The sequence below is a fragment of the Pseudomonas sp. MONT-RG-20F-20-E-7-02 genome (assembly GCF_022662395.1).
Lineage (GTDB): Bacteria > Pseudomonadota > Gammaproteobacteria > Pseudomonadales > Pseudomonadaceae > Aquipseudomonas.
Genome location: NZ_JAKNQN010000010.1, coordinates 161,291 through 181,405, shown reverse-complemented (window position 1 = coordinate 181,405; position 20,115 = coordinate 161,291). Strand labels below are relative to the sequence as shown.

20 protein-coding genes are annotated in these 20,115 nt (G+C 61.5%); 12 read left to right on the top strand and 8 right to left on the bottom strand.

What is annotated here, in order from left to right:
* Window positions 1-73: 73 nt before the first annotated feature.
* Both L8I05_RS25355 and glsB read left to right on the top strand, forming a co-directional pair.
* On the top strand, window positions 74-418 hold the full coding sequence (locus L8I05_RS25355) for a hypothetical protein (RefSeq protein WP_242172753.1): 345 nt from the start codon (window positions 74-76) through the stop codon (window positions 416-418).
* A 56-nt stretch (window positions 419-474) separates the two neighbouring features.
* On the top strand, window positions 475-1,383 hold the full coding sequence (gene glsB, locus L8I05_RS25350; protein WP_159961500.1) for a glutaminase B: 909 nt from the start codon (window positions 475-477) through the stop codon (window positions 1,381-1,383).
* 135 nt (window positions 1,384-1,518) lie between these two features.
* Here the strand turns inward: glsB and L8I05_RS25345 are convergent, their stop codons facing one another.
* From L8I05_RS25345 to L8I05_RS25325, 5 genes are all read right to left on the bottom strand, one after another.
* Window positions 1,519-2,022 (bottom strand): signal peptidase II, encoded by a 504-nt coding sequence (locus L8I05_RS25345; RefSeq protein WP_242172750.1) that lies wholly within the window; start codon window positions 2,020-2,022, stop codon window positions 1,519-1,521.
* Between the two features lie 183 nt (window positions 2,023-2,205).
* Window positions 2,206-2,541, bottom strand: coding sequence for a hypothetical protein (locus L8I05_RS25340; protein WP_159957226.1), 336 nt, complete (start codon window positions 2,539-2,541; stop codon window positions 2,206-2,208).
* 456 nt (window positions 2,542-2,997) lie between these two features.
* Complete coding sequence (locus L8I05_RS25335; protein ID WP_242172747.1) at window positions 2,998-3,231, bottom strand: hypothetical protein; 234 nt, start codon at window positions 3,229-3,231, stop codon at window positions 2,998-3,000.
* 324 nt (window positions 3,232-3,555) lie between these two features.
* On the bottom strand, window positions 3,556-4,800 hold the full coding sequence (locus L8I05_RS25330; protein ID WP_159957220.1) for a saccharopine dehydrogenase family protein: 1,245 nt from the start codon (window positions 4,798-4,800) through the stop codon (window positions 3,556-3,558).
* A 28-nt stretch (window positions 4,801-4,828) separates the two neighbouring features.
* Window positions 4,829-5,926, bottom strand: coding sequence for a carboxynorspermidine decarboxylase (locus tag L8I05_RS25325; RefSeq protein WP_242172744.1), 1,098 nt, complete (start codon window positions 5,924-5,926; stop codon window positions 4,829-4,831).
* Window positions 5,927-6,111: 185 nt separating this feature from the next.
* Here L8I05_RS25325 and L8I05_RS25320 point away from each other — a divergent pair, with 185 nt between their 5' ends.
* The 8 genes from L8I05_RS25320 to L8I05_RS25285 all read left to right on the top strand — a co-directional run bounded on the left by L8I05_RS25320 (window position 6,112) and on the right by L8I05_RS25285 (window position 13,992).
* Window positions 6,112-6,780 carry a DUF2268 domain-containing putative Zn-dependent protease gene (locus L8I05_RS25320; protein ID WP_242172741.1) on the top strand — a complete coding sequence of 223 codons (669 nt, stop codon included), beginning with the start codon at window positions 6,112-6,114 and terminating at the stop codon, window positions 6,778-6,780.
* Window positions 6,781-7,046: 266 nt separating this feature from the next.
* Window positions 7,047-8,066 carry a LacI family DNA-binding transcriptional regulator gene (locus L8I05_RS25315; protein ID WP_242172738.1) on the top strand — a complete coding sequence of 340 codons (1,020 nt, stop codon included), beginning with the start codon at window positions 7,047-7,049 and terminating at the stop codon, window positions 8,064-8,066.
* On the top strand, window positions 8,050-9,054 hold the full coding sequence (locus tag L8I05_RS25310; RefSeq protein WP_242172710.1) for an ABC transporter substrate-binding protein: 1,005 nt from the start codon (window positions 8,050-8,052) through the stop codon (window positions 9,052-9,054). Before L8I05_RS25315 ends, L8I05_RS25310 begins: the two co-directional genes overlap by 17 nt.
* The gene (locus tag L8I05_RS25305) at window positions 9,055-9,873 is read left to right on the top strand and encodes an ABC transporter permease (RefSeq protein WP_242172707.1); all 819 of its coding nucleotides are present in this window, start codon (window positions 9,055-9,057) and stop codon (window positions 9,871-9,873) included. It begins immediately after the preceding gene.
* Entirely contained in the window at window positions 9,870-10,664 is a 795-nt protein-coding gene (locus L8I05_RS25300) for an ABC transporter permease subunit (RefSeq protein WP_177018175.1), read from the top strand. The genes L8I05_RS25305 and L8I05_RS25300 overlap by 4 nt, the downstream gene beginning before the upstream one ends.
* Window positions 10,661-11,692, top strand: coding sequence for an ABC transporter ATP-binding protein (locus L8I05_RS25295; RefSeq protein WP_242172701.1), 1,032 nt, complete (start codon window positions 10,661-10,663; stop codon window positions 11,690-11,692). Before L8I05_RS25300 ends, L8I05_RS25295 begins: the two co-directional genes overlap by 4 nt.
* Window positions 11,693-11,701: 9 nt before the next feature.
* A complete protein-coding gene (locus tag L8I05_RS25290) occupies window positions 11,702-12,535 on the top strand; it encodes a phosphodiesterase (protein WP_159957208.1) in 834 nt (277 codons plus the stop codon).
* A 137-nt stretch (window positions 12,536-12,672) separates the two neighbouring features.
* Entirely contained in the window at window positions 12,673-13,992 is a 1,320-nt protein-coding gene (locus tag L8I05_RS25285) for an OprD family porin (RefSeq protein WP_242172688.1), read from the top strand.
* A gap of 315 nt (window positions 13,993-14,307) precedes the next feature.
* Here the strand turns inward: L8I05_RS25285 and L8I05_RS25280 are convergent, their stop codons facing one another.
* The gene (locus L8I05_RS25280) at window positions 14,308-15,951 is read right to left on the bottom strand and encodes a sensor domain-containing diguanylate cyclase (RefSeq protein WP_242172671.1); all 1,644 of its coding nucleotides are present in this window, start codon (window positions 15,949-15,951) and stop codon (window positions 14,308-14,310) included.
* A 153-nt stretch (window positions 15,952-16,104) separates the two neighbouring features.
* Between L8I05_RS25280 and L8I05_RS25275 the strand changes: the two genes are divergently transcribed.
* Window positions 16,105-16,710: a LysE family translocator gene (locus tag L8I05_RS25275; RefSeq protein WP_242172667.1), complete on the top strand. Its 606-nt coding sequence runs from the start codon at window positions 16,105-16,107 to the stop codon at window positions 16,708-16,710.
* Between the two features lie 137 nt (window positions 16,711-16,847).
* Here L8I05_RS25275 and L8I05_RS25270 read toward each other — a convergent pair whose 3' ends face one another.
* Window positions 16,848-17,894, bottom strand: a complete 1,047-nt coding sequence (locus L8I05_RS25270; protein WP_242172655.1) for a HoxN/HupN/NixA family nickel/cobalt transporter — start codon at window positions 17,892-17,894, stop codon at window positions 16,848-16,850.
* Between the two features lie 132 nt (window positions 17,895-18,026).
* Between L8I05_RS25270 and L8I05_RS25265 the strand changes: the two genes are divergently transcribed.
* Complete coding sequence (locus tag L8I05_RS25265) at window positions 18,027-18,578, top strand: DUF924 family protein (protein WP_242172652.1); 552 nt, start codon at window positions 18,027-18,029, stop codon at window positions 18,576-18,578.
* On the opposite strand, the gene L8I05_RS25260 is transcribed toward L8I05_RS25265, so the two are convergent.
* Window positions 18,575-20,008 carry a lipase family protein gene (locus tag L8I05_RS25260; protein WP_242172649.1) on the bottom strand — a complete coding sequence of 478 codons (1,434 nt, stop codon included), beginning with the start codon at window positions 20,006-20,008 and terminating at the stop codon, window positions 18,575-18,577. The genes L8I05_RS25265 and L8I05_RS25260 overlap by 4 nt on opposite strands.
* Window positions 20,009-20,115 lie beyond the last annotated feature (107 nt).

The window sequence follows — 20,115 nt, the reverse complement described above, 5'->3', positions numbered from 1 at the left end:
TAAGCGCAGCGGTGCAGTGTATGAGCTATTGGACTACTTTGATTGACGAGCGATCCCTACCCGGAAGTGACCCATGCACACCTTATGGAAACGCTATGTCGCCCTGCTGGAAAACGACCTGAGCACGCAGATTTTCGACAACGTGAAAAACCTGCTGGTGTGCGCGCTGCTGTTTGCGGCGGGGACCAATACCTTGCTCGGGCAGCGTGAACTGTTTATCGGCGTGTTCGCCTCCAGCGTGGCGGGCTGGGGTTTGATCATCCTGTCGACGGTGTTGACGCTGCTGAACATCAGCGACGGCATTCGCCGGCTCGCCAAGCTGCGGTATCACCTGGCGTTGCAACTGTTGCTGATCCTGGTTTACCTGGTGATTGCCGAGCGAGTGGTGGAGATAGTCTGGGGCTTTCGGGCGCATTGAAGTATCCTCCGCGCCCCGCTTATCACTGATTCAAAGAAACAATGACCGGACAAGACATGCAGGCGTTGCTCGAGTCGATCCTCGACGAAGTTCGTCCACTGATCGGCCTCGGCAAAGTCGCCGACTACATCCCCGCGTTGGCCGACGTGCCCGCCAACCAACTCGGCATCGCCGTGTACGGCAACGACGGCGCGGCCTATTGCGCCGGTGATGCCGACACGCTGTTTTCGGTGCAGAGCATCTCCAAGGTGTTCAGCCTGGTGCAGGCCATCGACCACGGCGGCGAAACCATCTGGGAGCGGCTCGGCCATGAGCCGTCGGGGCAGCCATTTAACTCCATGGTGCAGCTGGAGTTTGAACGCGGCCGCCCGCGCAACCCGTTCATCAACGCCGGCGCGCTGGTGATCTGCGACATCAACCAATCGCGCTTTGCCGTGCCGATCCTGTCGATGCGCGACTTCGTGCGGCGCCTGTCGGGCAACCCGCAGATCCTGGTCAACAGCGTCGTCGCCGAGTCCGAAGCCCAACATGGCGCGCGCAACGCGGCCATGGCTTACCTGATGAAAGCCTTCGGCAACTTCCACAACGACGTCGACGCGGTGCTGCACAGCTACTTCAACTACTGCGCGCTGCAGATGAGTTGCCTGGACTTGGCCAAGGCCTTCAGCTTCCTCGCCAACCAAGGCACCAGCGCCCACAGCGGCGAGCAAATCCTCACCGCGCGCCAAACCAAGCAAGTCAACTCGATCATGGCCACCAGCGGGCTGTATGACGAGGCGGGGAATTTCGCCTATCGCGTGGGCTTGCCCGGCAAGAGCGGAGTCGGCGGCGGGATCGTCGCGGTGGTGCCGGGGCAATTTACAGTGTGCGTGTGGTCGCCGGAGCTGAACGCGGCGGGGAACTCGCTGGCGGGGATCAAGGCGCTGGAGTTGTTGAGTGAGCGCATTGGCTGGTCGGTGTTCTAAGGGCCAACGCTGATCGTTCCCACGCTCTGCGTGGGAACGCATCCGATGACGCTCCGCGTCACGTTGCGCAGGCCTTGAGTGCGGCGGACGCAGAGCGTCCGGGGCGGCATTCCCACGCAGAGCGTGGGAACGATCTTAGGCTTTGCGCGGCTTCACAAACAGATCGAACATCAAGAACAACGCCCCGGCAGTAATTGCGATATCAGCAATATTAAACACACCGGTATGCGTCGGCCCCACGTTCAGCACCATGTAATCCACCACATGCCCGTCGCGAAAAACACGGTCGATCAAGTTAGCGATACCGCCCAAGGCAATCGCGTAAAGCGGCAACACCTTGCGCAATGGCTGGCTCCAGTTGGCAAGCGACCACCACATTGCCCACGCCACCACGATGGCCACACCGACGATAAAGATGAGTTGTTTGACCTGCGGCGGCAACGCGGCGCCCAGGCTGAGGAAAGCGCCTGGGTTCAAGCTCAGTTCCAGCGCCAGGTTGATCGGGTTAGAGCCGATTTTAAAACTGTTGGCGTGCAGTGAAACCAGGGCCAGCAGTTTGACAAGTTGGTCCACGGCGATAAAGGCGAGGCCAGCGAGGAGGGCGAAGGTGCGGCCTCGCAGTAGGGGCGACGTGCTCAAGCGGTAACTTCCTGTTTCGGGCTTTCGATAGAGCGCCCGAAGATAGCTCAGGCGCTGTATCGCGTCCATCTCCGGCCTCCAGGATGATCGTTCCCACGCTCTGCGTGGGCATGCATCCGGTGACGCTCCGCGTCACGTTGCGCAGGCCTTGTGTGCGGCGGACGCAGAGCGTGGGAACGATCTTTATGCAGTCGGGTGGGCCACGTTCAGTGCCTTGTCCACCAGCAGTTGCACACCTTCGAGCATCCGGCAGATGCCAAGCGCGACGTTGCGTTGGGAACCGTCGATTTCAAAGGCCATATGGTTGGCGATGTCGCAGATGGACGCCAGGTCCTGGGAGGCATTGACCAGCAAGGTTTCGGTGCCCAGGTCGGCGCGCACGGTGAAGAGGCCATCGCTGGGTTCGGGGATGGGTTTGCCGGGGTTGAGGTAGTGATTGATCGCGCGGTAGGCCACTTCGTGCAGGGTGCTGATGTCGAAGTCTGGATGGCTTGGGGGATTTGGGCTGTCTTTAATCATGGTGAAGCTCCTTTATAAATGGAACTGCCACGATTCGCGGTCAAACGAAAGAGGGTGGCAGCTATACGCGGGTTGACCGACCGGCCAAAAGGAGCAAAACCGGCATACCCGAAGGTATCCCGCGCACAGCTGCCGCGACACGATACCTCAGACGTAAAAAAACGCCCAATATCGGTGTTAGCGCATTTGCTCTTTTGAAGTCGGACGGTCAAATCCGGTCGCTGAATTGGCAGCGACGACGAGAGGTTAATCAGCCCTTTTCCGAGCCACAACCTGAAACCCTTGTCGGAAACTTCCGAGAGCCGCAAAGCCTGCGCGCTATGATCGTTCCCACGCTTTGCGTGGGAACGCATCCGGTGACGCTCCGCGTCACGACCTCAAGAGCAGACGCAGAGCGTCCGGGGCGGCATTCCCACGCAGAGCGTGGGAACGATCTTTGAGCAGGTCTTGAAACCCTTATACACACCACCGCATCCAGCCCACCCCCAACAGCATTAGCACGCCGACGCCCAGCAATAGGGCGTGCGCCGGCCGCATACGGCGAATGCGGTCTTGCAGTACACCGATGCCGCAGAGCGCGATCAGCACCGCGAACGCCCAGCGCGGCAGGCGGGCGGTGATGCCCAAGCGGTTGCGTCTATTGGGTTTGATAGGCGAAGTGTTGCGCTTTGAGGTGTAGTGGAACGTCATGGACGAATCCTTTCGCACATGGTGAATGGGTAAGCCAATCGATGATTGGGCGCTTGACTGGCTAACCTAACGGATTTTGCGGGTTCGGCAACCTGTGAGAATTGACAGTTTTTTAGACTGTTTGGGCCCTCAGCTGATGTTCAACCTGCGCAGCAAGCTATACCAGGGCACACCGATGCCTGTTCAGAGCCGCATGTATCCCATGCAACAACGAAATCTGGATCCGGCAAACCGGTCCCTACAGGTGGTTGGGGAGCTGTGTTTACACCCACAAAAAATGCGCCCCTGAGGGCGCATTTTTTTGTTCGGTCAGCTACCGCCTATTCAGGCAATCGCATCCCAAGCCCGATCACCGTGCTCGTCTTTAATCCGAGTCGGCAGGCCCATCACGTCCAGCGCTTTGAGGAACGGCTCAGCCGGCAGCTCTTCAACGTTGGCCATGTGCTTCACATCCCACTCACCACGCGCAACCAGCAGCGCAGCGGCCACCGGAGGCACGCCTGCGGTGTAGGAGATGCCTTGGCTGTCAGTTTCAGCAAAGGCTTCTTCATGGCAGGCCACGTTGTAGATGAACAGCTCGCGTGGCTGGCCATCCTTGGTGCCCTTGACCAGGTCACCGATGCAGGTTTTGCCGGTGTAGCCTGGGGCGAGCGAAGACGGGTCGGGCAGCACGGCCTTGACCAGTTTCAGCGGCACCACTTCCAGGCCTTCGGCGGTGGTGACCGGTTTTTCGGAGAGCAGGCCGAGGTTTTTCAGTACGGTGAACACGTTGATGTAGTGTTCGCCGAAGCTCATCCAGAAACGCACGTTGGGCACGTCGAGGTTTTTCGACAGCGAGTGCACTTCATCGTGGCCGGTCAGGTACAGGTTTTGCGAACCGACTACCGGCAGGTCGTCGGTGCGTTTGACTTCGAACATGGTGTTGCTGGTCCACTGGCTGTTCTGCCAGCTCCACACCTGCCCGGTGAATTCGCGGAAGTTGATTTCCGGGTCGAAGTTGGTGGCGAAGTATTTGCCATGGCTGCCGGCATTGACGTCGAGAATGTCGATCGAATCAATGCGGTCGAAATGCTGTTGCTGTGCCAACGCGGCATACGCGTTGACCACACCCGGGTCGAAGCCCACGCCAAGGATGGCGGTGATGTTCTTCTGTTTGCACTCTTCCAGGTGGTTCCATTCGTAGTTGCCGTACCACGGCGGGGTCTCGCAGACCTTGCCCGGCTCTTCGTGGATGGCGGTGTCGAGGTACGCAACGCCGGTGTCGATGCAGGCACGCAGTACCGACATGTTGAGGAAGGCGGAGCCTACGTTGATGACGATCTGCGAGTCGGTCTCGCGGATCAGGGCCTTGGTCGCTTCCACGTCCAGGGCGTTCAGCGCGAAGGCCTGGATGTCGGCGGGAACCTTGAGGCTACCCTTGGCCTTGACGCTGTCGATGATGGCCTGGCATTTGGAGATGTTGCGCGACGCGATAGCAATACGACCGAGTTCGTCGTTGTGCTGCGCGCACTTGTGGGCCACCACCTTGGCGACACCTCCTGCACCAATGATAAGAACGTTCTTTTTCAATTGCTTTATCTCTCCTTTATCCGCCAGCTTACGAAAGGCTGGACAGGTAGTCGTCGTAACCAAATTCACGAACCACCTCGACTGTACCGTCGAGTTGTTTCACTACGATGGACGGCATTTTCAGGCCGTTGAACCAGTTTTTCTTGACCATGGTGTAGCCCGCGGTGTCGATAAACGACAGCCGATCGCCGATGGCCAGCGGACGATCAAATTGGTATTCGCCGAAAATGTCCCCGGCCAGGCAGGATTTGCCGCACACCATGTAGGTGTGCTCACCCTCGCTTGGCGCCAGCTTGGCGTTGAGGCGGTAGATCAGCAGGTCCAGCAGGTGAGCTTCGATGGAGCTGTCGACCACGGCGAGGTTTTTGCCGTTGTAGAGAGTGTCGAGCACGGTGACTTCCAGCGAGGCGCTGTTGGTGATCGCCGCTTCGCCGGGTTCCAGGTACACCTGCACGCCGTACTTCTCGGAGAACGCCTTCAATCGTGCGCAGAACGCGTCGATGGCATAGTCTTCACCGGTAAAGTGAATGCCGCCGCCGAGGCTGACCCACTTGACCTTGTGCAGCAGCGCACCGAAGCGTTCTTCGATGGTGCCGAGCATTTTGTCGAACAGGCTGAAGTCGCCGTTCTCGCAGTTGTTGTGGAACATGAAGCCGGAGATTTGCTCGATCACGCCTTCGATCTTCACCGGGTCCCATTCGCCCAGACGGCTGAAGGGGCGTGCCGGGTCGGCCAGCAGGTAGTCGGAACTGCTCACCTGTGGGTTCACGCGCAGGCCACGGGTCTTGCCCTCGGAACGCTCGGCAAAACGCTGCAGCTGGCTGATCGAGTTGAAGATGATCTTGTCGCAGTTATCCAGCATCTCTTCGATTTCATCGTCGGCCCAGGCCACGCTGTAGGCGTGTGCCTCACCTTCGAACTTCTGGCGGCCGAGCTTCAACTCATACAGCGACGACGAGGTGGTGCCGTCCATGTATTGCTGCATCAGGTCGAACACCGACCAGGTGGCGAAGCACTTGAGCGCCAGCAGCGCCTTGGCGCCGGACTGTTCGCGCACGTAAGCAATCTTCTGCATGTTGACCAGAAGCTTCTGTTTATCGATGAGGTAGTACGGCGTTTTGATCATTTTTCAGAGCCTGCGGCGGTGCCTGCCAAAAAAGGACACGCATTGTGCCCGCACTTGGGACAGATCGAAAGGTTAGTCAGCGGAATTTGCTCGCCCGGTTATAAGCTGGCCTGTGAATATGACAGCCTGTGGGTATGATGAGTCGCATTGCAAACGGATCCCGGCTTTGGCGACGAGAGGTGAGAATGGACGCATGGACACTGCATTGGCTGGAAGCCTCGGGGAGCCTGGCGGAGTTTCGCCCTGAGCTGATCCGTGAATTTGAAGCCGCCTACGGGGCAATTGCCGAGCTGATGCCGCCGCCGCGCCTGGATGTCCTGGTCCAGCGATTGCCTGGGGAAACCCTCCCGGAGCTGGGCCTGGTCGGCCGCGCTTATCGCAGCACGATGTTCAGCATGACCCTTGACCCCGACAACCCGAATTTCCTGGCCAGTTTGCGCAGTGGCTCGCTGCGTCGGCATGTGGTGCATGAGGTGCATCATTGCCTGCGCATGGCGGGGCCGGGGTATGGCTGGACGCTGGGGGAGGCGATGATCAGCGAAGGTCTGGCCGGACAGTTTGTGCGGCGGGTACTGGGCAGTGAGCCGGAGCTGTGGGAGAGGGCGCTTACACCCGAGGAGCTGCTGAGTTCGCCGGTAGAGCTCCAGCTTCTGGAGGCTACGTATTACGACCACAGCGAATGGTTCTTTGGCACCGGGGCAAGGCCCAGGTGGTTGGGGTACACGCTGGGTTATCAGATGGTAGGTGCCTGGCTGGCGAAGCAAGGCGAGGTGGACGCCGCCACATGGGTCAACGTGCTCGCCCAAGACATACTCGCCAACGCTACCCGGGAAGGGCTCGTGACCCAGCCTTGAAGCACAAAACCACCAAGCAACCCTCATCCCCTGTGGGAGCCGTCGAGCTTTAGCGAGGCCGCGAAGGCGGCGGCACAGCCGATAAACAGGCTGCCTGACAACCGCTATCGCAGCCTCGCTGAAGCTCGACAGCTCCCACATAAGACTTTCAGCGGATGACAAAAACCCATCCACGCTGACATTAAACCGTCATCTCCCCATCGCCTGAATGCCACATTCCCTCGCTACTGTCCTCGCCAATGAGATCGATCTCAAAGCGAGTGACAATGACCGACCTGAAAGACGTTGCGCAGCTGGCCGGGGTGTCCCGTGCCACTGCCGCCCGCACCTTTGCCTCCCCCGACCAAGTGCGCCCGGCCACCCGTGAACAGGTGTTCGCCGCCGCCCGCGAGTTGGGCTTTCGGCCTAACTTGCTCGGCCGCCAACTGCGCCTGCAAACCACCAACCTGATCGGCGTGGTGGTGCCCAACCTGCTCAACCCGGTGTTCGCCGAGCAGGTCCAGGCCATGGAGCGTGCCGCTCGACTGCGCGGCTACAGCCTGTTGCTGGCGACCACCGACTACAGCAGCGAGCGCGAAAGCATCGTGGTGGAAGAATTGCTGCGCCAGCGTGTCGATGGCCTGGTGCTGACGGTCACCGACGCCGAAAGCAACAGCGTGCTCAACAGCCTTGCCAACGAACAAACGCCGTTCGTGCTGGCCTATCACCAGCCGAGCAACCCCAACTACAGCGCCGTGTCGGTCGACAACCGCGCGGGCATGGCCCTGGCCACGCGTTATTTGCTGGAAGCGGGGCACCGGCGCATCAGCATGGTCGCCGGCCCCGCGTTGCAGTCCGACCGCGCCCGGCTGCGCTACGCCGGGTATTGCGACGCGATGCGCGAGTACGGCCTTAGAAGCCGTGCCGTGATTGAAATGCCGGCCCACACCCTGGCCGAGTTCGCGGCAATCGAGCCGTTTCTCCAAGGCCCACAGGCGCCGACCGCGCTGGTGTGTTCCAACGATTTCCTCGCGATCAGCCTGATCGCCGAGCTGCGCCGCAACGCCTGGAATGTGCCCGAGCAACTCTCGGTGATGGGCTTTGACGGCATCGCCCTCGGCACCCAGATGCACCCGACGCTGTGCAGCGTGGTGCAGCCCATCGGCCTGTTGGCCAGCACTGTGATTGATCAACTGCTGGCGCAAATCGCCGGCAACGCTCCGATTTCCCATTGCCTGCCGTGCCATATCCGGCCCGGCGACAGCACTCAACCCCTTGAGGAGACACCTGATGCGCGCGTTCAGTAAAACCCTGGCAGCCGTGCTGCTGTGCGGCATGGCCAGCCTGGCCCAGGCCGCCGAAACCGCAATTTGCTACAACTGCCCGCCGGACTGGGCCGACTGGGGCAGCCAACTCAAGGCCATCGCCGTCAGCACCGGCGTGCAAGTGCCGCTGGACAACAAGAACTCCGGCCAGTCCCTGGCGCAGTTGGTGGCCGAAAAGGCCGCGCCGGTGGCGGACGTGGTGTATTACGGCGTGACCTTCGGCCTGCAGGCGCAAAAAGCCCAGGTGGTCGGCACCTACAAACCCAAGGGCTGGGAGCAGATCCCCGCGGGCTTGAAAGACCCGGCCGGGCACTGGTTTGCGATCCACTCGGGCACCTTGGGCATCATGGTCAACGTCGATGCGCTGGGCGGCTTGCCGGTGCCGCAAAGCTGGGCTGACCTGCTCAAACCTGAATACAAAGGCATGGTCGGTTACCTCGACCCGTCCAGCGCCTTCGTTGGCTACGTCTCCGCCGTGGCGATCAACCGCGCGCTGGGTGGCGACCTGGATAACTTCGCCCCGGCCATCGACTACTTCCAGAAACTGGCCAAAAACGCGCCCATCGTGCCCAAGCAAACCGCCTACGCGCGGGTGCTGTCCGGTGAGTTGCCGATCCTGGTGGACTACGACTTCAACGCCTACCGCGCCCGTTACAAGGACAACGCCAACGTCGCATTCGTGATCCCCAAAGAGGGCAGCATCAGCGTGCCGTACGTGATGAGCCTGGTGGCCAACGCGCCGCACCGCGCGAACGCCGAGAAGGTCCTCGATTTCGTGCTCTCCGATGAAGGCCAGGCGCTGTGGGCCAAGGCTTACCTGCGCCCGGTGCGCCCAATGAAGATGCCGGCCGACGTCGCCGCGCAGTTCCTGCCCGACAGTGATTACGCGCGTGCCGGTGTGGTGGACTACGAAAAAATGGCCGCCGTGCAGGAAGCCTTCGCCGCCCGTTACCTGAACGAGGTCAAGTAAGTGGCCGCATCGGCAAAACAGGCCGCCTGGGCATTGGCCCCGGCGTTTGCGGTGCTGCTCGCGTTCTGGCTGTTGCCGCTGGCGCACCTGATGGTGCTCGGCGCCGAGAGTCGCGACAGCCAAGGCAGCGGTTATTGGCAGGTGCTGAGCAGCACGCAGTATTTGGGCAGCCTGGCGCAAACCTGTGTGCTGGCTGTTGTCGTGACGCTGGCGGCGTTGCTGATTGGCGGAATCAGTGGCGTATTTCTCGCACGTCAGCAGTTCTTCGGCCGTTCGGCATTGGTGGCCTTGCTCACGTTTCCCCTGGCGTTTCCCGGCGTGGTGGTGGGTTTTCTGGTGATCCTGCTGGCCGGGCGCCAAGGCCTGTTTGCGGCCCTGGGCCTGCAACTGGCCGGTGAGCGCTGGATCTTTGCGTACTCGCTGGCGGGGTTGTTTGTCGGCTACCTGTACTTCTCGATTCCACGGGTGATTCTCACGGTGATGGCCGCGTGCGAAAGCCTCGACCGCAGCCTTGAGGAAGCTGCACATTCGTTGGGGGCAGGGCATTGGCGCGTGGTGTGCGACGTGATTGTGCCGGGCCTCGCGCCGGCATTGGCATCTTGCGGGGCGATTTGCTTCGCCACATCCATGGGCGCATTCGGCACGGCCTTTACCTTGGGCACGCGACTCAACGTCACCCCGGTGGCGATCTACAACGTGTTCACCAACTACGCCAACTTTGCCGTCGCCGCGGCACTGTCGGTGGTGCTCGGCGCGGTGACCTGGGCGGTGTTGCTGCTCACGCGCCGCCTGGTGAAAAACGCGGGGACCGTCCTGTGAAGCGCTCATCGCTGTTTGTGATTCAACTGCTGTTCACCTTGCTGGTGTGTGCCTTCATGTTGGTGCCAGTGCTGATGTCACTGCTGGCCGGGTTGACGCGTAACTTCTTCGTCGGCCTGTCCAGCGGCTTGACCTTCGACTGGCTGGTGCAGGTGTGGCAGGCCTATTCGCCGACCGTGTGGTTGTCGCTGCAACTGGCCGTGGCCTGTGCGGTGTGCGTCTGCGTGATCGGCGTGCCGGCAGCCTACGCCTTGGTGCGCATGAACAACCGCTTCAGCCGTGCCTTCGAGGAACTGATGGTGCTGCCGGTGGCAATGCCGGGGCTGGCCAGTGCGCTGGCGTTGCTGCTGACGTACGGCCAGTTCGGCAGTTTCCGCAGCAGTTGGTTGTTCATCCTCGTCGGCCATGTGCTGTTCACCTTGCCGTTCCTCGTACGCCCGGTGATGGCGGTGATGCAACGCCAGCAACTGCCGGTGTTGGAGGAGGCCGCTGCCAGCCTTGGCGCCGGGCCGATCAAGCGCTTTTTCAGCGTGGTGGTGCCCAACTGCCGGGCCGGGATTCTCGCCGGTGTGCTGATGGTGGTGACCCTGAGCCTGGGTGAATTCAACCTGACCTGGATGCTGCACACGCCGATGACCAAGACGCTGCCCGTGGGCCTGGCCGACAGCTACGCCTCGGCGCGCCTGGAAATCGCCAGCGCCTACACCCTTATCTTTTTGCTGATGATCGTGCCGCTGCTGATTGCGCTGCAGGCCATCAGTGCCCGTTTGTCCCGTGGAGAGCGTCGATGACCGCTATCACTATCCGCCTGCAGGGCTGTCGCAAGGCATTCGCCGACGGCACCGTGGCCGTGCATGACCTGAACCTGACCGTCGAAGGCGGCGAAACCCTGGCGATTCTCGGCCCGTCCGGCTGTGGCAAAACCACGACCTTGCGCCTGATTGCAGGGCTGGAGCGCCCGGATGTGGGCCAAGTGTTTTTCGGTGACCAGGACGTCACCCGTCTGCCCATCGAGCGGCGTGATGTGGGCATGGTGTTCCAGAATTACGCGCTGTTTCCCAACCTGGACGTGGCCGGCAACATTGTCTACGGCTTGAAGATTCGCGGCGTGCCCGCGCCTGAGCGCAACAAGCGCTGCGAGGAATTGTTGGAACTGGTGGGCTTGCAGCACCACGGCCAGCGCAGCATCCATGAACTCTCGGGCGGCCAGCGTCAGCGTGTGGCCTTGGCCCGCGCGCTCGCGCCGCGCCCCAAAGTGCTGTTGCTTGATGAGCCGTTGGCGGCCCTGGATGCGCAATTGCGCGAGCGCCTGCGCAGTGAGTTGGATCAACTGCTGCGCGGGCTTGGCATTACCTCGGTGTTCGTCACCCACGACCAGGGCGAAGCCATGGCCCTGGGCGACCGCATTCTGGTGATGGAGCAGGGGCGCGTGGCGCAACTGGCCAGCCCACGGGAAATCTACCAGCAACCGGCCAATGCATTCGTCGCAGGCTTCGTCGGCAACCTCAATGCCTTCACGGTGCTGGAGCGCAGCGCCCATGGCCTGAAAGTCTGCGGCGGTGAGCTGCCCTGGCACACCGCTGACTTACCGAGCACTGTCTACTGCCGCCCCGAACACCTGCGTGTCATGGAAGACGAAGGGCATTTGCACGGCCATCTGTTGGCGCAGTTCTTCCAGGGCGCGCAAAGCCGCCTGCTGGTGGATGTCGGCGGCCCGCAACCGTTGCTGGTGGACAGCAGCGACAACCAACTGCACTGCGTCGGCGCGCCGATTGCCCTGGCGATTGCGCCGCACATGTTGTTCACCCTGAATACGTGAGTCTTTATTTTGAACCGTCCGTTTGTTGTTGCTCAAATCAGCGACCTGCACCTTAAAGCCGGCAACCGCCTCACCTATGGCGTGGTCGATACCCTGGGCGCACTACGCCGCGCCGTCGACCATCTGAACGCCAGTTACCCACGCCCCGATATCGTGGTGATCAGCGGCGACCTGGTGGACTTCGGCCGCGCCGATGAATACGCCGTGCTGCACCCGGAATTGGCGCGCCTGCACATGCCGTGCTACCTGGTGCCCGGCAACCACGACACACGCGGGCCGTTGCTGGAGGCCTTCGCTGATCACGCCTATTTACCCGCGTCGGCAGACGGCCCGCTGGATTGGGTCGTGGATAAACACCCGTTGCGGTTGATCGGTCTCGATTCGACCATTCCCGGTGGTCATGGCGGCCAACTGCTCGACAGCCAGTTGCAGTGGCTCGACGCGCAATTGGCACTGCGCCCCGAGGCCCCGACCTTGCTGATCCTGCACCACCCGCCGTTTATCAGCGGCATCGGCCATATGGACCGCGAGCCCTTTATCAACGCCGCCGCCCTGGAGCAAGTGGTCGCCCGCCACCCGCAAGTGGAACGGCTGTTGTGCGGGCACCTGCACCGGCCGATGCAACGGCGGTTCGGCGGCAGTCTGAGTTGTGTGTGCCCCGGCACCTCGCACCAGATCGTGCTCGACCTGCAAGACGCTGCGCCTGCGCATTTCAACCTGGAACCGGCGGGCTACTTGCTGCACCGCTGGGATGAACAGCAGGGTTTGATCAGCCACAACGGCGTGTTCGGGGATTACCCGGGGCCGTATCCGTTTTATGACGCTCATGGATTGATTGACTGAGGTTTTACGGAGGTTCACTTCACTCAACTAAGCACTTAAACGTTCGTTAACGCGGCGGCCAACCGAGTTTGGCCGCGTGCATCCTGCTGCCCTTTTTATGCGCCCGGAACTTGGATTCCGCGCCGGAGTTCGTCCTGATGAAAGCCACTTTGAATACACTAAGCGTATTGACCGGCGGCCTGGGCATTGCCCTGAGCCCCTTGGCCTCGGCTGATTTCCTGAGCGACAGCACAGCCAACTTGAACATGCGCAACTTCTACTTCAATAACGACAACCGCGACGGCACTGCCGCACCGTCGAAGACCGAAGAGTGGGGCCAGGCGTTTATCCTCAACTACCAATCGGGTTTCACCGACGGCACCGTCGGCTTTGGTCTGGATGCCGTCGGCATGCTCGGCGTGACCCTCGACAGCGGCGCCGGCCGCCATGTGGGCAGTTCGATGATCCCCAACGATGACGGCAAGGCCGCCGACAGCTGGGCGCGCGGTGGTGCGACGGCCAAGGCGCGTTTTGCCAAGACCGAGCTGCGCTACGGTTACTTGCGCCCGAATCTGCCGATCCTGGTGAGCAACGATGGCCGCCTGTTGCCGCAATCCTTCGAAGGCGGGCAGATCACCAGCAAAGACATCGACAACCTGACCCTGATCGGCGGCCAGCTGCAACACACCACCGGCCGTGGCTCCAGCGACCGCAGCGGCCTGGCGGCGGCGGGCGGCACTCAAGAGAGCAATAAATTCAACTATGCAGGTTTGGATTACCAAGTGAACAAGGACCTGTTGGTCCAGTATTACTACGCCAACCTCGAAGACTATTACCAGCAGCACTTTGCCGGTTTGATCCATGTATTGCCGTTGGGTGACTACGGCTCATTGAAAACCGACCTGCGTTACTTCAATACCACTTCCGACGGCAAGAACAGCAGCGCCGCCGGGCGTGCCGAAGGCTATAAGTTCAGCGGCTATACCAAGAACGGCAACGGCGAAATCGACAACAACACCTGGAGCGCCGCGTTCATTTACTCGCTGGGCCCGCATGCGATCACGGCGGGCTATCAGCAAGTCTCCGACGACAGCAACTTCGCCCAACTCAACCAGGGCGGCCTGGTCAACAAAGGCGAGGGCGGTTCCAGCCTGTACCTCTACACCGACCGCACCGTGCAGACCTTCATCCAGGCCGGCGAGCGCACCGCGTTTGCGCAATACGCCTACGACTTCGTCGCGCTGGGCCTGCCCGGCCTGAAGGCTTCGGTGATGTACTTGAAAGGCGACCACATCCTCACCACCGACGGCAACACTGCCAGCGAGTGGGAGCGGGACATCTCCCTGGATTACGTGGTGCAAAGCGGCACGTTCAAAAACGTCGGGTTCGGCTGGCGTAACGGCGTGTCGCGCAGTGAAGTGGCGCGGGACCAGGATCAGAATCGGGTGTTTGTGAGTTATTCGATTCCGTTGCTGTAACGATGGCGCCTTAACACTCTAGCTGTGGCGAGCGGGCTTCGTGTGGCGAGCGGGCTTGTTGTGGCGAGCGGGCTTGCCCCGCGTTGGGTGGCGAAGCCGCCCTAAAACCAGGCAACGCGGTTTGTCTGAATAAATGCGGTGATCTTACTGGGGCTGCTGCGCAGCCCAACGCGGGGCAAGCCCGCTCGCCACGACAAGCCCGCTTGCCACAATAAGCCCGCTCGCCACGACAAGCCCGCTTGCCACAATAAGCCCGCTCGCCACGACAAGCCCGCTGCCACAACAAGCCCGTTGGCCACAGTTGATCTTTATCGATCACACCACGCGGTTTCTGCCTGCGCCCTTGGCTTCATACAATTGCATGTCCGCCCGCTTGAGCAGCGCCAGCGAATCACGGTCCGTAGGCTGCGCGATACTCACCCCAATACTCACTGTCACCTGGTCCACTGTCGGAAACTGTGCGGCCGCCACGGCCGCACGGATTTTCTCGGCGACCACGTCGGGGCTGTCGGGTTCTTCGACTTCCGGCAGCAATACCGCAAATTCTTCACCGCCGTAACGCGCGACAAAATCGGTGGCGCGGGTGGTGCTTTCGATCAGCGCCGCCAGTTGGCACAGCACGTCGTCGCCGACGGCGTGGCCATACGTGTCGTTGACGCGCTTGAAGTAGTCGGCGTCGATCAGCAGCAGGGCGAAGGCACGTCCGGTGCGCTGGAACAGCAGGCTGTTCTCGGCAAGTTTTTCGTCGAAGCGGCGGCGGTTGAAGACGCCGGTGAGGGCGTCGTGGGTGGCCAGTTTCAGCAGGTCGGCATTTGCCTGGGTGAGGTCGGCGGTGCGTTGGGCGACGGTGGCTTCCAGGGACGCGTTGGCGTCTTGCAGCTCGCGCTCTTTGCTGAGCAGTGACTGGGTCATGCTGCTGATGGATTGGCCCAACTGCGCGATTTCCAGCACCGAATGCTCTTGGGGGAAGACGGCGCCGGGCTTCTGGTCTTGCACTTGCTTGGCCGACCAGGCCAGGCGCTCGATGGGTCGGCTCAGGCTCGACGCCAGGTAGTACGCCACCAGCCCGAACACGATGGCGGCGAGCACGCCGAGTATCAGCAATTTGTAGAGCAGCACCCGCGCTGGTTGCAGCGCGATGTCCAGCGGTTGGCGCACCATGATGTACCAGGACAGGTTGGCGTTCGAGGGGCTTGGCACAGCCACCGATGCGCTGACGTAACCGTGGCCGCTGGTCCAGCCCGACGGTGCGCGCAGGCTGGCGGGGGGCATTTGCTCACCCGCGAGTATCTCGGGGTAAAGCACCTTGCCGTCGAAGTCGATGATCAGGGCTTCAATGTTGGACGTGGCGTCCTTTTGCATCACTGCCGAATCGACGATTTGCGTTACCCAACTCCAGTGCGCATGGGCACCGAGCACGCCAATCGTCTCGCCCTTGGCATTGCGAATCGGCGCGGCAAAGTCGATAAACCGCAACGGCTCGCCATTCGCCGCGCCCGGTAGCAGCTTGGCGAGCAACACCGCTTCGTGGGGATCGCCGGTGTATTCGCCACGCATGCCTGCCTGGAACCAGGGCCGCTGCTGCACCGATTGATTCACCAGCAAGCCGTTGACCGCCTGGCGCACGCGGCCCTCGGCATCGGCCACGCCCATCCACGCGTACTCGGCGCGTGACTGGGTACGCAGTTCCATCAGGGGCAGGATGTCCGGCGCGTCCAGGTCACCCTTGCGCAGCACCGGTGCCTTGCTCAGCAGTGACACTTCCAGTTGGCGCTCGCGCAACTGGACGGCCAATAGCGCGGCTGTCGAGCGCGCCGTGCCGAGCAGCGAATTGCCGCTGGCCTGCTTCATCTGCTCGGTGGCGATATGCCCGACATAAAAGCCTACGATCAACAGGGTGAGCAGTGATAAACCGGCAAACCATAAGGTCAGGTGACTGCGCAGGCTGGCTTTGATCATGGGAACTCATTTGAGTGTTTATTTTGGCCCATGGTATGCGCAATGGATGGGGAACAGCCAGCGGCAGGCCAGCAAGGCGCAACCACAAACGTACAAGATTCAACGTCAACCGCCTCAGTAGACTCGCCTGACTTCTTCTACTGCAGGTTCTCCATGGACATTTTCCTCTACGCCTTCAGCGTCATGTACAGCCCCGGTCCCGTGAATTTAATGGGTCTTAACGCTGGCCTCACCGGCAAGTTCCGTCGCTCCAGCGGGTTCTACTTCGGCGTGGGCTGCGCGATGCTGCTGATGTTCGTGCTGTTCGGCTACACCGGCGAGGCGATTATTTCCCAGGCGGCGCTGCCGTATATCTCGCTGGTCGGCGGCGTGTATACGTTGTACCTCGCGTATCAAGTGTTCACGGCCCGCACGGTGGTTGAAGACGCTTCGAGCGCGCCGGTCAAGGCGCTCACGTTCTGGAATGGACTGGTGATTCAGTTGCTCAACCCCAAGGGCATCGTCGCGGTGTTGCCGATTACCAGTGTGATGTTGCCGGCGGCGCATATTACCGGGGCGTCCATCGCCGGAGTGTCGGCGTTGCTCGGGCTCGGCGCGGTCGGGGCGCCGTGGGTCTATGCCTTGCTGGGCGCGGTGCTGGGACGGCGTATCAACGGGGCGACGGCGTTTACAGTGTTCAACCGCTGCATGGGGTTGGCGCTGGCTGGCTGTGCGTATTTCATGCTTCACGCGTTCTATTTGCACATCACCGGCGATTAGGTAGGGGATGTGGGGCAGTATGTGCCCCGAAACCAGGCGCCCGCGTTGTCTGTGCCACTATGCGGCGCCTGTATTGGGGCTGCTTTGCAGCCCGGCGCGGGGAAAGCCCGCTCGCCACAAAAAGCTTAATCGCCACCTCAGGCGAGCCGGTCAAACCCCTTCAAGCGATACAGCAGCACCGACGCCGCCCAACTGGCGATAAAGATGCCGATGATGATGTAGCCCAGCATCCCGAAACTGTCGTTCAGGCTGCCGATAAAGCCCCAGAAATTTCCCTTGAGTTCCAGCTGATCCGCGATCAGCCCCAAGGCTTCGATGCTGCCGATGATCACGGCCACTACCACCGACACCAAGGTGATGCTCATGTTGTAGTAGATCTTGCGGATCGGCTTCATGTACGCCCAGCCGTAAGCGCCGAGCATCAGGTGGCCGTCCAGTGTGTCCACCAGCGACATGCCGGCGCTGAACAGCAGCGGGAACACCATGATCGACCACGGCGACAAGCCCTGCGCCGCTTGCGTGGCGGAAATGCCCAGCAGGGCGATTTCGGTGGCGGTATCAAACCCCAGGCCGAACAGAAACCCCAACGGGTACAAGTGCCAACTGCGGCTGATCAGGCGAAACAGCGGGCGAAAGATGCGCGCCATAAAACCGCGATCCGCCAGCAGCAGGTCGAAATCCTCCTCGACGTAGGCGCCGCCCTGGCGCACGTGGCGCCAGGCTTTGTAGATTGAACGCAGGATCACCAGGTTCATCAGCGCGATCACCAGCAGAAACAGCGCCGACACCGACGTGCCAATCACACCGCCGACGGCCTTGAACGCCTCGAAATGCTCCTTCAGGGTGGCGGCGGTAAAGGCCACGGCAATCGAGGCCAGCACCACCACCGACGAATGCCCCAGGGAGAAAAAGAACCCCACGGCCACCGGGCGCTTTTGCTCTTGCATCAGCTTGCGGGTGGCGTTGTCGATGGCGGCGATATGGTCGGCGTCCACTGCGTGGCGCAGGCCGAAACTGTAGGCGAGCAGGGCGGTACCGAGTAACACTGGGTGCTCATGAAACGCCACCAGCGCCCAGAGCCAGGCGCCGACGTTTATGGCGATCAAGAGGCCATAAATGCCAAACAGCTTGCTGCGCACTTGGCTATTGGAATCACTGAAAACCTGGGCAAGACGGTGGATCATCAGGTAAATCCTATGTGCGGTGGCGCGACCGCTCCGACGCGGAAGCGGCTCCAGAAGGGAAACTTAATGGATTCTTATGGCATCAATGATGAAATTTGCAGGGCATTCTCTGCGGTACACATGGAGGCAATGATGACGAGCATGAACGGGCAACCGGCCGAGGCGGTGATTGAGTTCTGGAAGCAGGCGGGGCCCAAGCGCTGGTTTGCCAAGGACGACGCCTTCGACGCGGCGTTTCGCGACACCTTCCACACCACGCACATGCAAGCCGCGCGGCGCGAGCTGGAAGGCTGGCTGGATACTGCGCACGGCGCGCTGGCCTTGCTGATCCTGCTGGATCAGTACCCGCGCAACGCCTTTCGCGGCACCGCGCATATGTTTGCCACCGACCCGCTGGCCCGTTTATACGCGCAGCGCATGGTCGACGCCGGGCTGGATCAGTTGATCGAACCCGAGCTGCGCGCGTTCTGTTATCTGCCGTTTGAACACTCGGAAGAGCCGGCCGATCAGCAGCGCTCGTTGGCCCTCAATCAGCACCTGGATGCCAGCACCTACCACTGGGCCAAGGAGCATGCCGCGATCATCGAGCGGTTTGGGCGCTTTCCGCATCGCAATGCGCTGTTGGCCCGCGTAACCACTGAGCAAGAGCGCGAGTTTCTGGATAAAGGCGGTTTTGCCGGCTAAACCTGCGCCAGGCTTTCCTTGGTGCGTGCCGGGCGAAAACGCCGCAGGCCCTTGAGGTCGACCGCCCAGCGCAACGCTTCGGTGGCCGACGGGCGCGGGCCTTGGGTGATCGCGTGTTCATCTGTGGTGAGTGCACCCAGGTAGCCTTGGGCACCGCCGCGCTCGCTCCAGTAGTGGGTGTGGCTGAGCCATGAACGTGCGAGCCAGCCTTTGCCCTTGCCCACAGTCACCGGCAAATCCAGCACGCCTGCGCCCATCACCGGCTTGACCGGGCCGCCGACGATGTCGCCAAACAGGCCAAACGGCGCCGGGAAGTACAGGTTGGTCCAGCGCGTCACCGCAAACGCCGCCGCGTGGTGCAGGTAGTACGGCGTGAACGGTTGTTGGCCGAGCATCACTGGCTGGCGCGCATTGTAGCCGTAGCCTTTTTCGTCCTCGGTCGGCGGGCAGGCCGGGGCTTCGCGGCGTTCCATGCGCTTTTTGAAGTCACTCACGCTGCGGCCCAGCAACAGGCTGGCGTGGGCCATCGGGCTGCCGACGGTGACCAGATCAGTGATGCGCCATGGGTTGCCCAGGCCGCGCTGTTCGATAAAGGCTTCGGCCTGCTGCTCGCGAAACTTCAAGATGCTGCCGAGGCTGCCGTCCAGCGCTGCGCCGGCTTTAGGCAGTGTGTCTTTGATCACCGGTTGCAACGCTTCGTGATCGGCATAGCGGCTGGCCAGTTCGCGATTGCTGGGGATGACCTTGGTCAGTTGATCGTGGTGTTCGTGCCAGAGGTAGCCGACGATATCGTAGGCAATCACACTGCCCAGGCTGTGGCCGACCACGATGATGCGGTCGTAGTCGCCCTTATTGTGCAGCGCGCGCAGCAAGGTCACGCCGTCGGCACGAATCTGCTCACGCACCACCACGTTCTGCGGGTTGGGGCTGAGGTAACGCGCGGCGTCGCCGAGGTAGGACAGCGCGGAATAGCGCAGCCCCAGGCCGATAGCGGCAAGCAGTAGCGGCACCAGTGCGAAGGGGTTGTCGGTGTGTTCGAACTGGCCCCAGGCGGTCGCGAGGGTGCCGGTGGCGATCAGCACCAACAGCAGCATCACGGCCCAGCGCGTGGTGCGCCAGATCGGCACGATGGCCTCCGGGATGTCGCGACGGGGGCGCTTGAAAATGTCCCAGAGCCAACCGAGCAAATGGCCGACTTTGGTGCCCTGCATCTTGTGGGCCCAGTAGTACTCGTAGAAATCCGTGCTGGTGCGGCCTGACGACTTCAATACGCGCAGGTCAAAATTGCGCGACAACCTGTCCGGCTTGCTCCAGTACAGGGGGCTGCCGCTTTGCGTGTCGGCGGCAATCATTGCATCCACAAAGCCATGCAGGGTGTCCATCGGGCGCTGCTCGCCGATCCCATGAATGACGACAACTGCTTGTTTCATAAGCTGATCTTTCCTTGAACGCTTCGAATGGTGGGGCGTGTTCGCAGACTAGCGAATCGCTACGATATTGCCACTATCGGGGCTATTCCCGCCAGGAATGGCCCCAT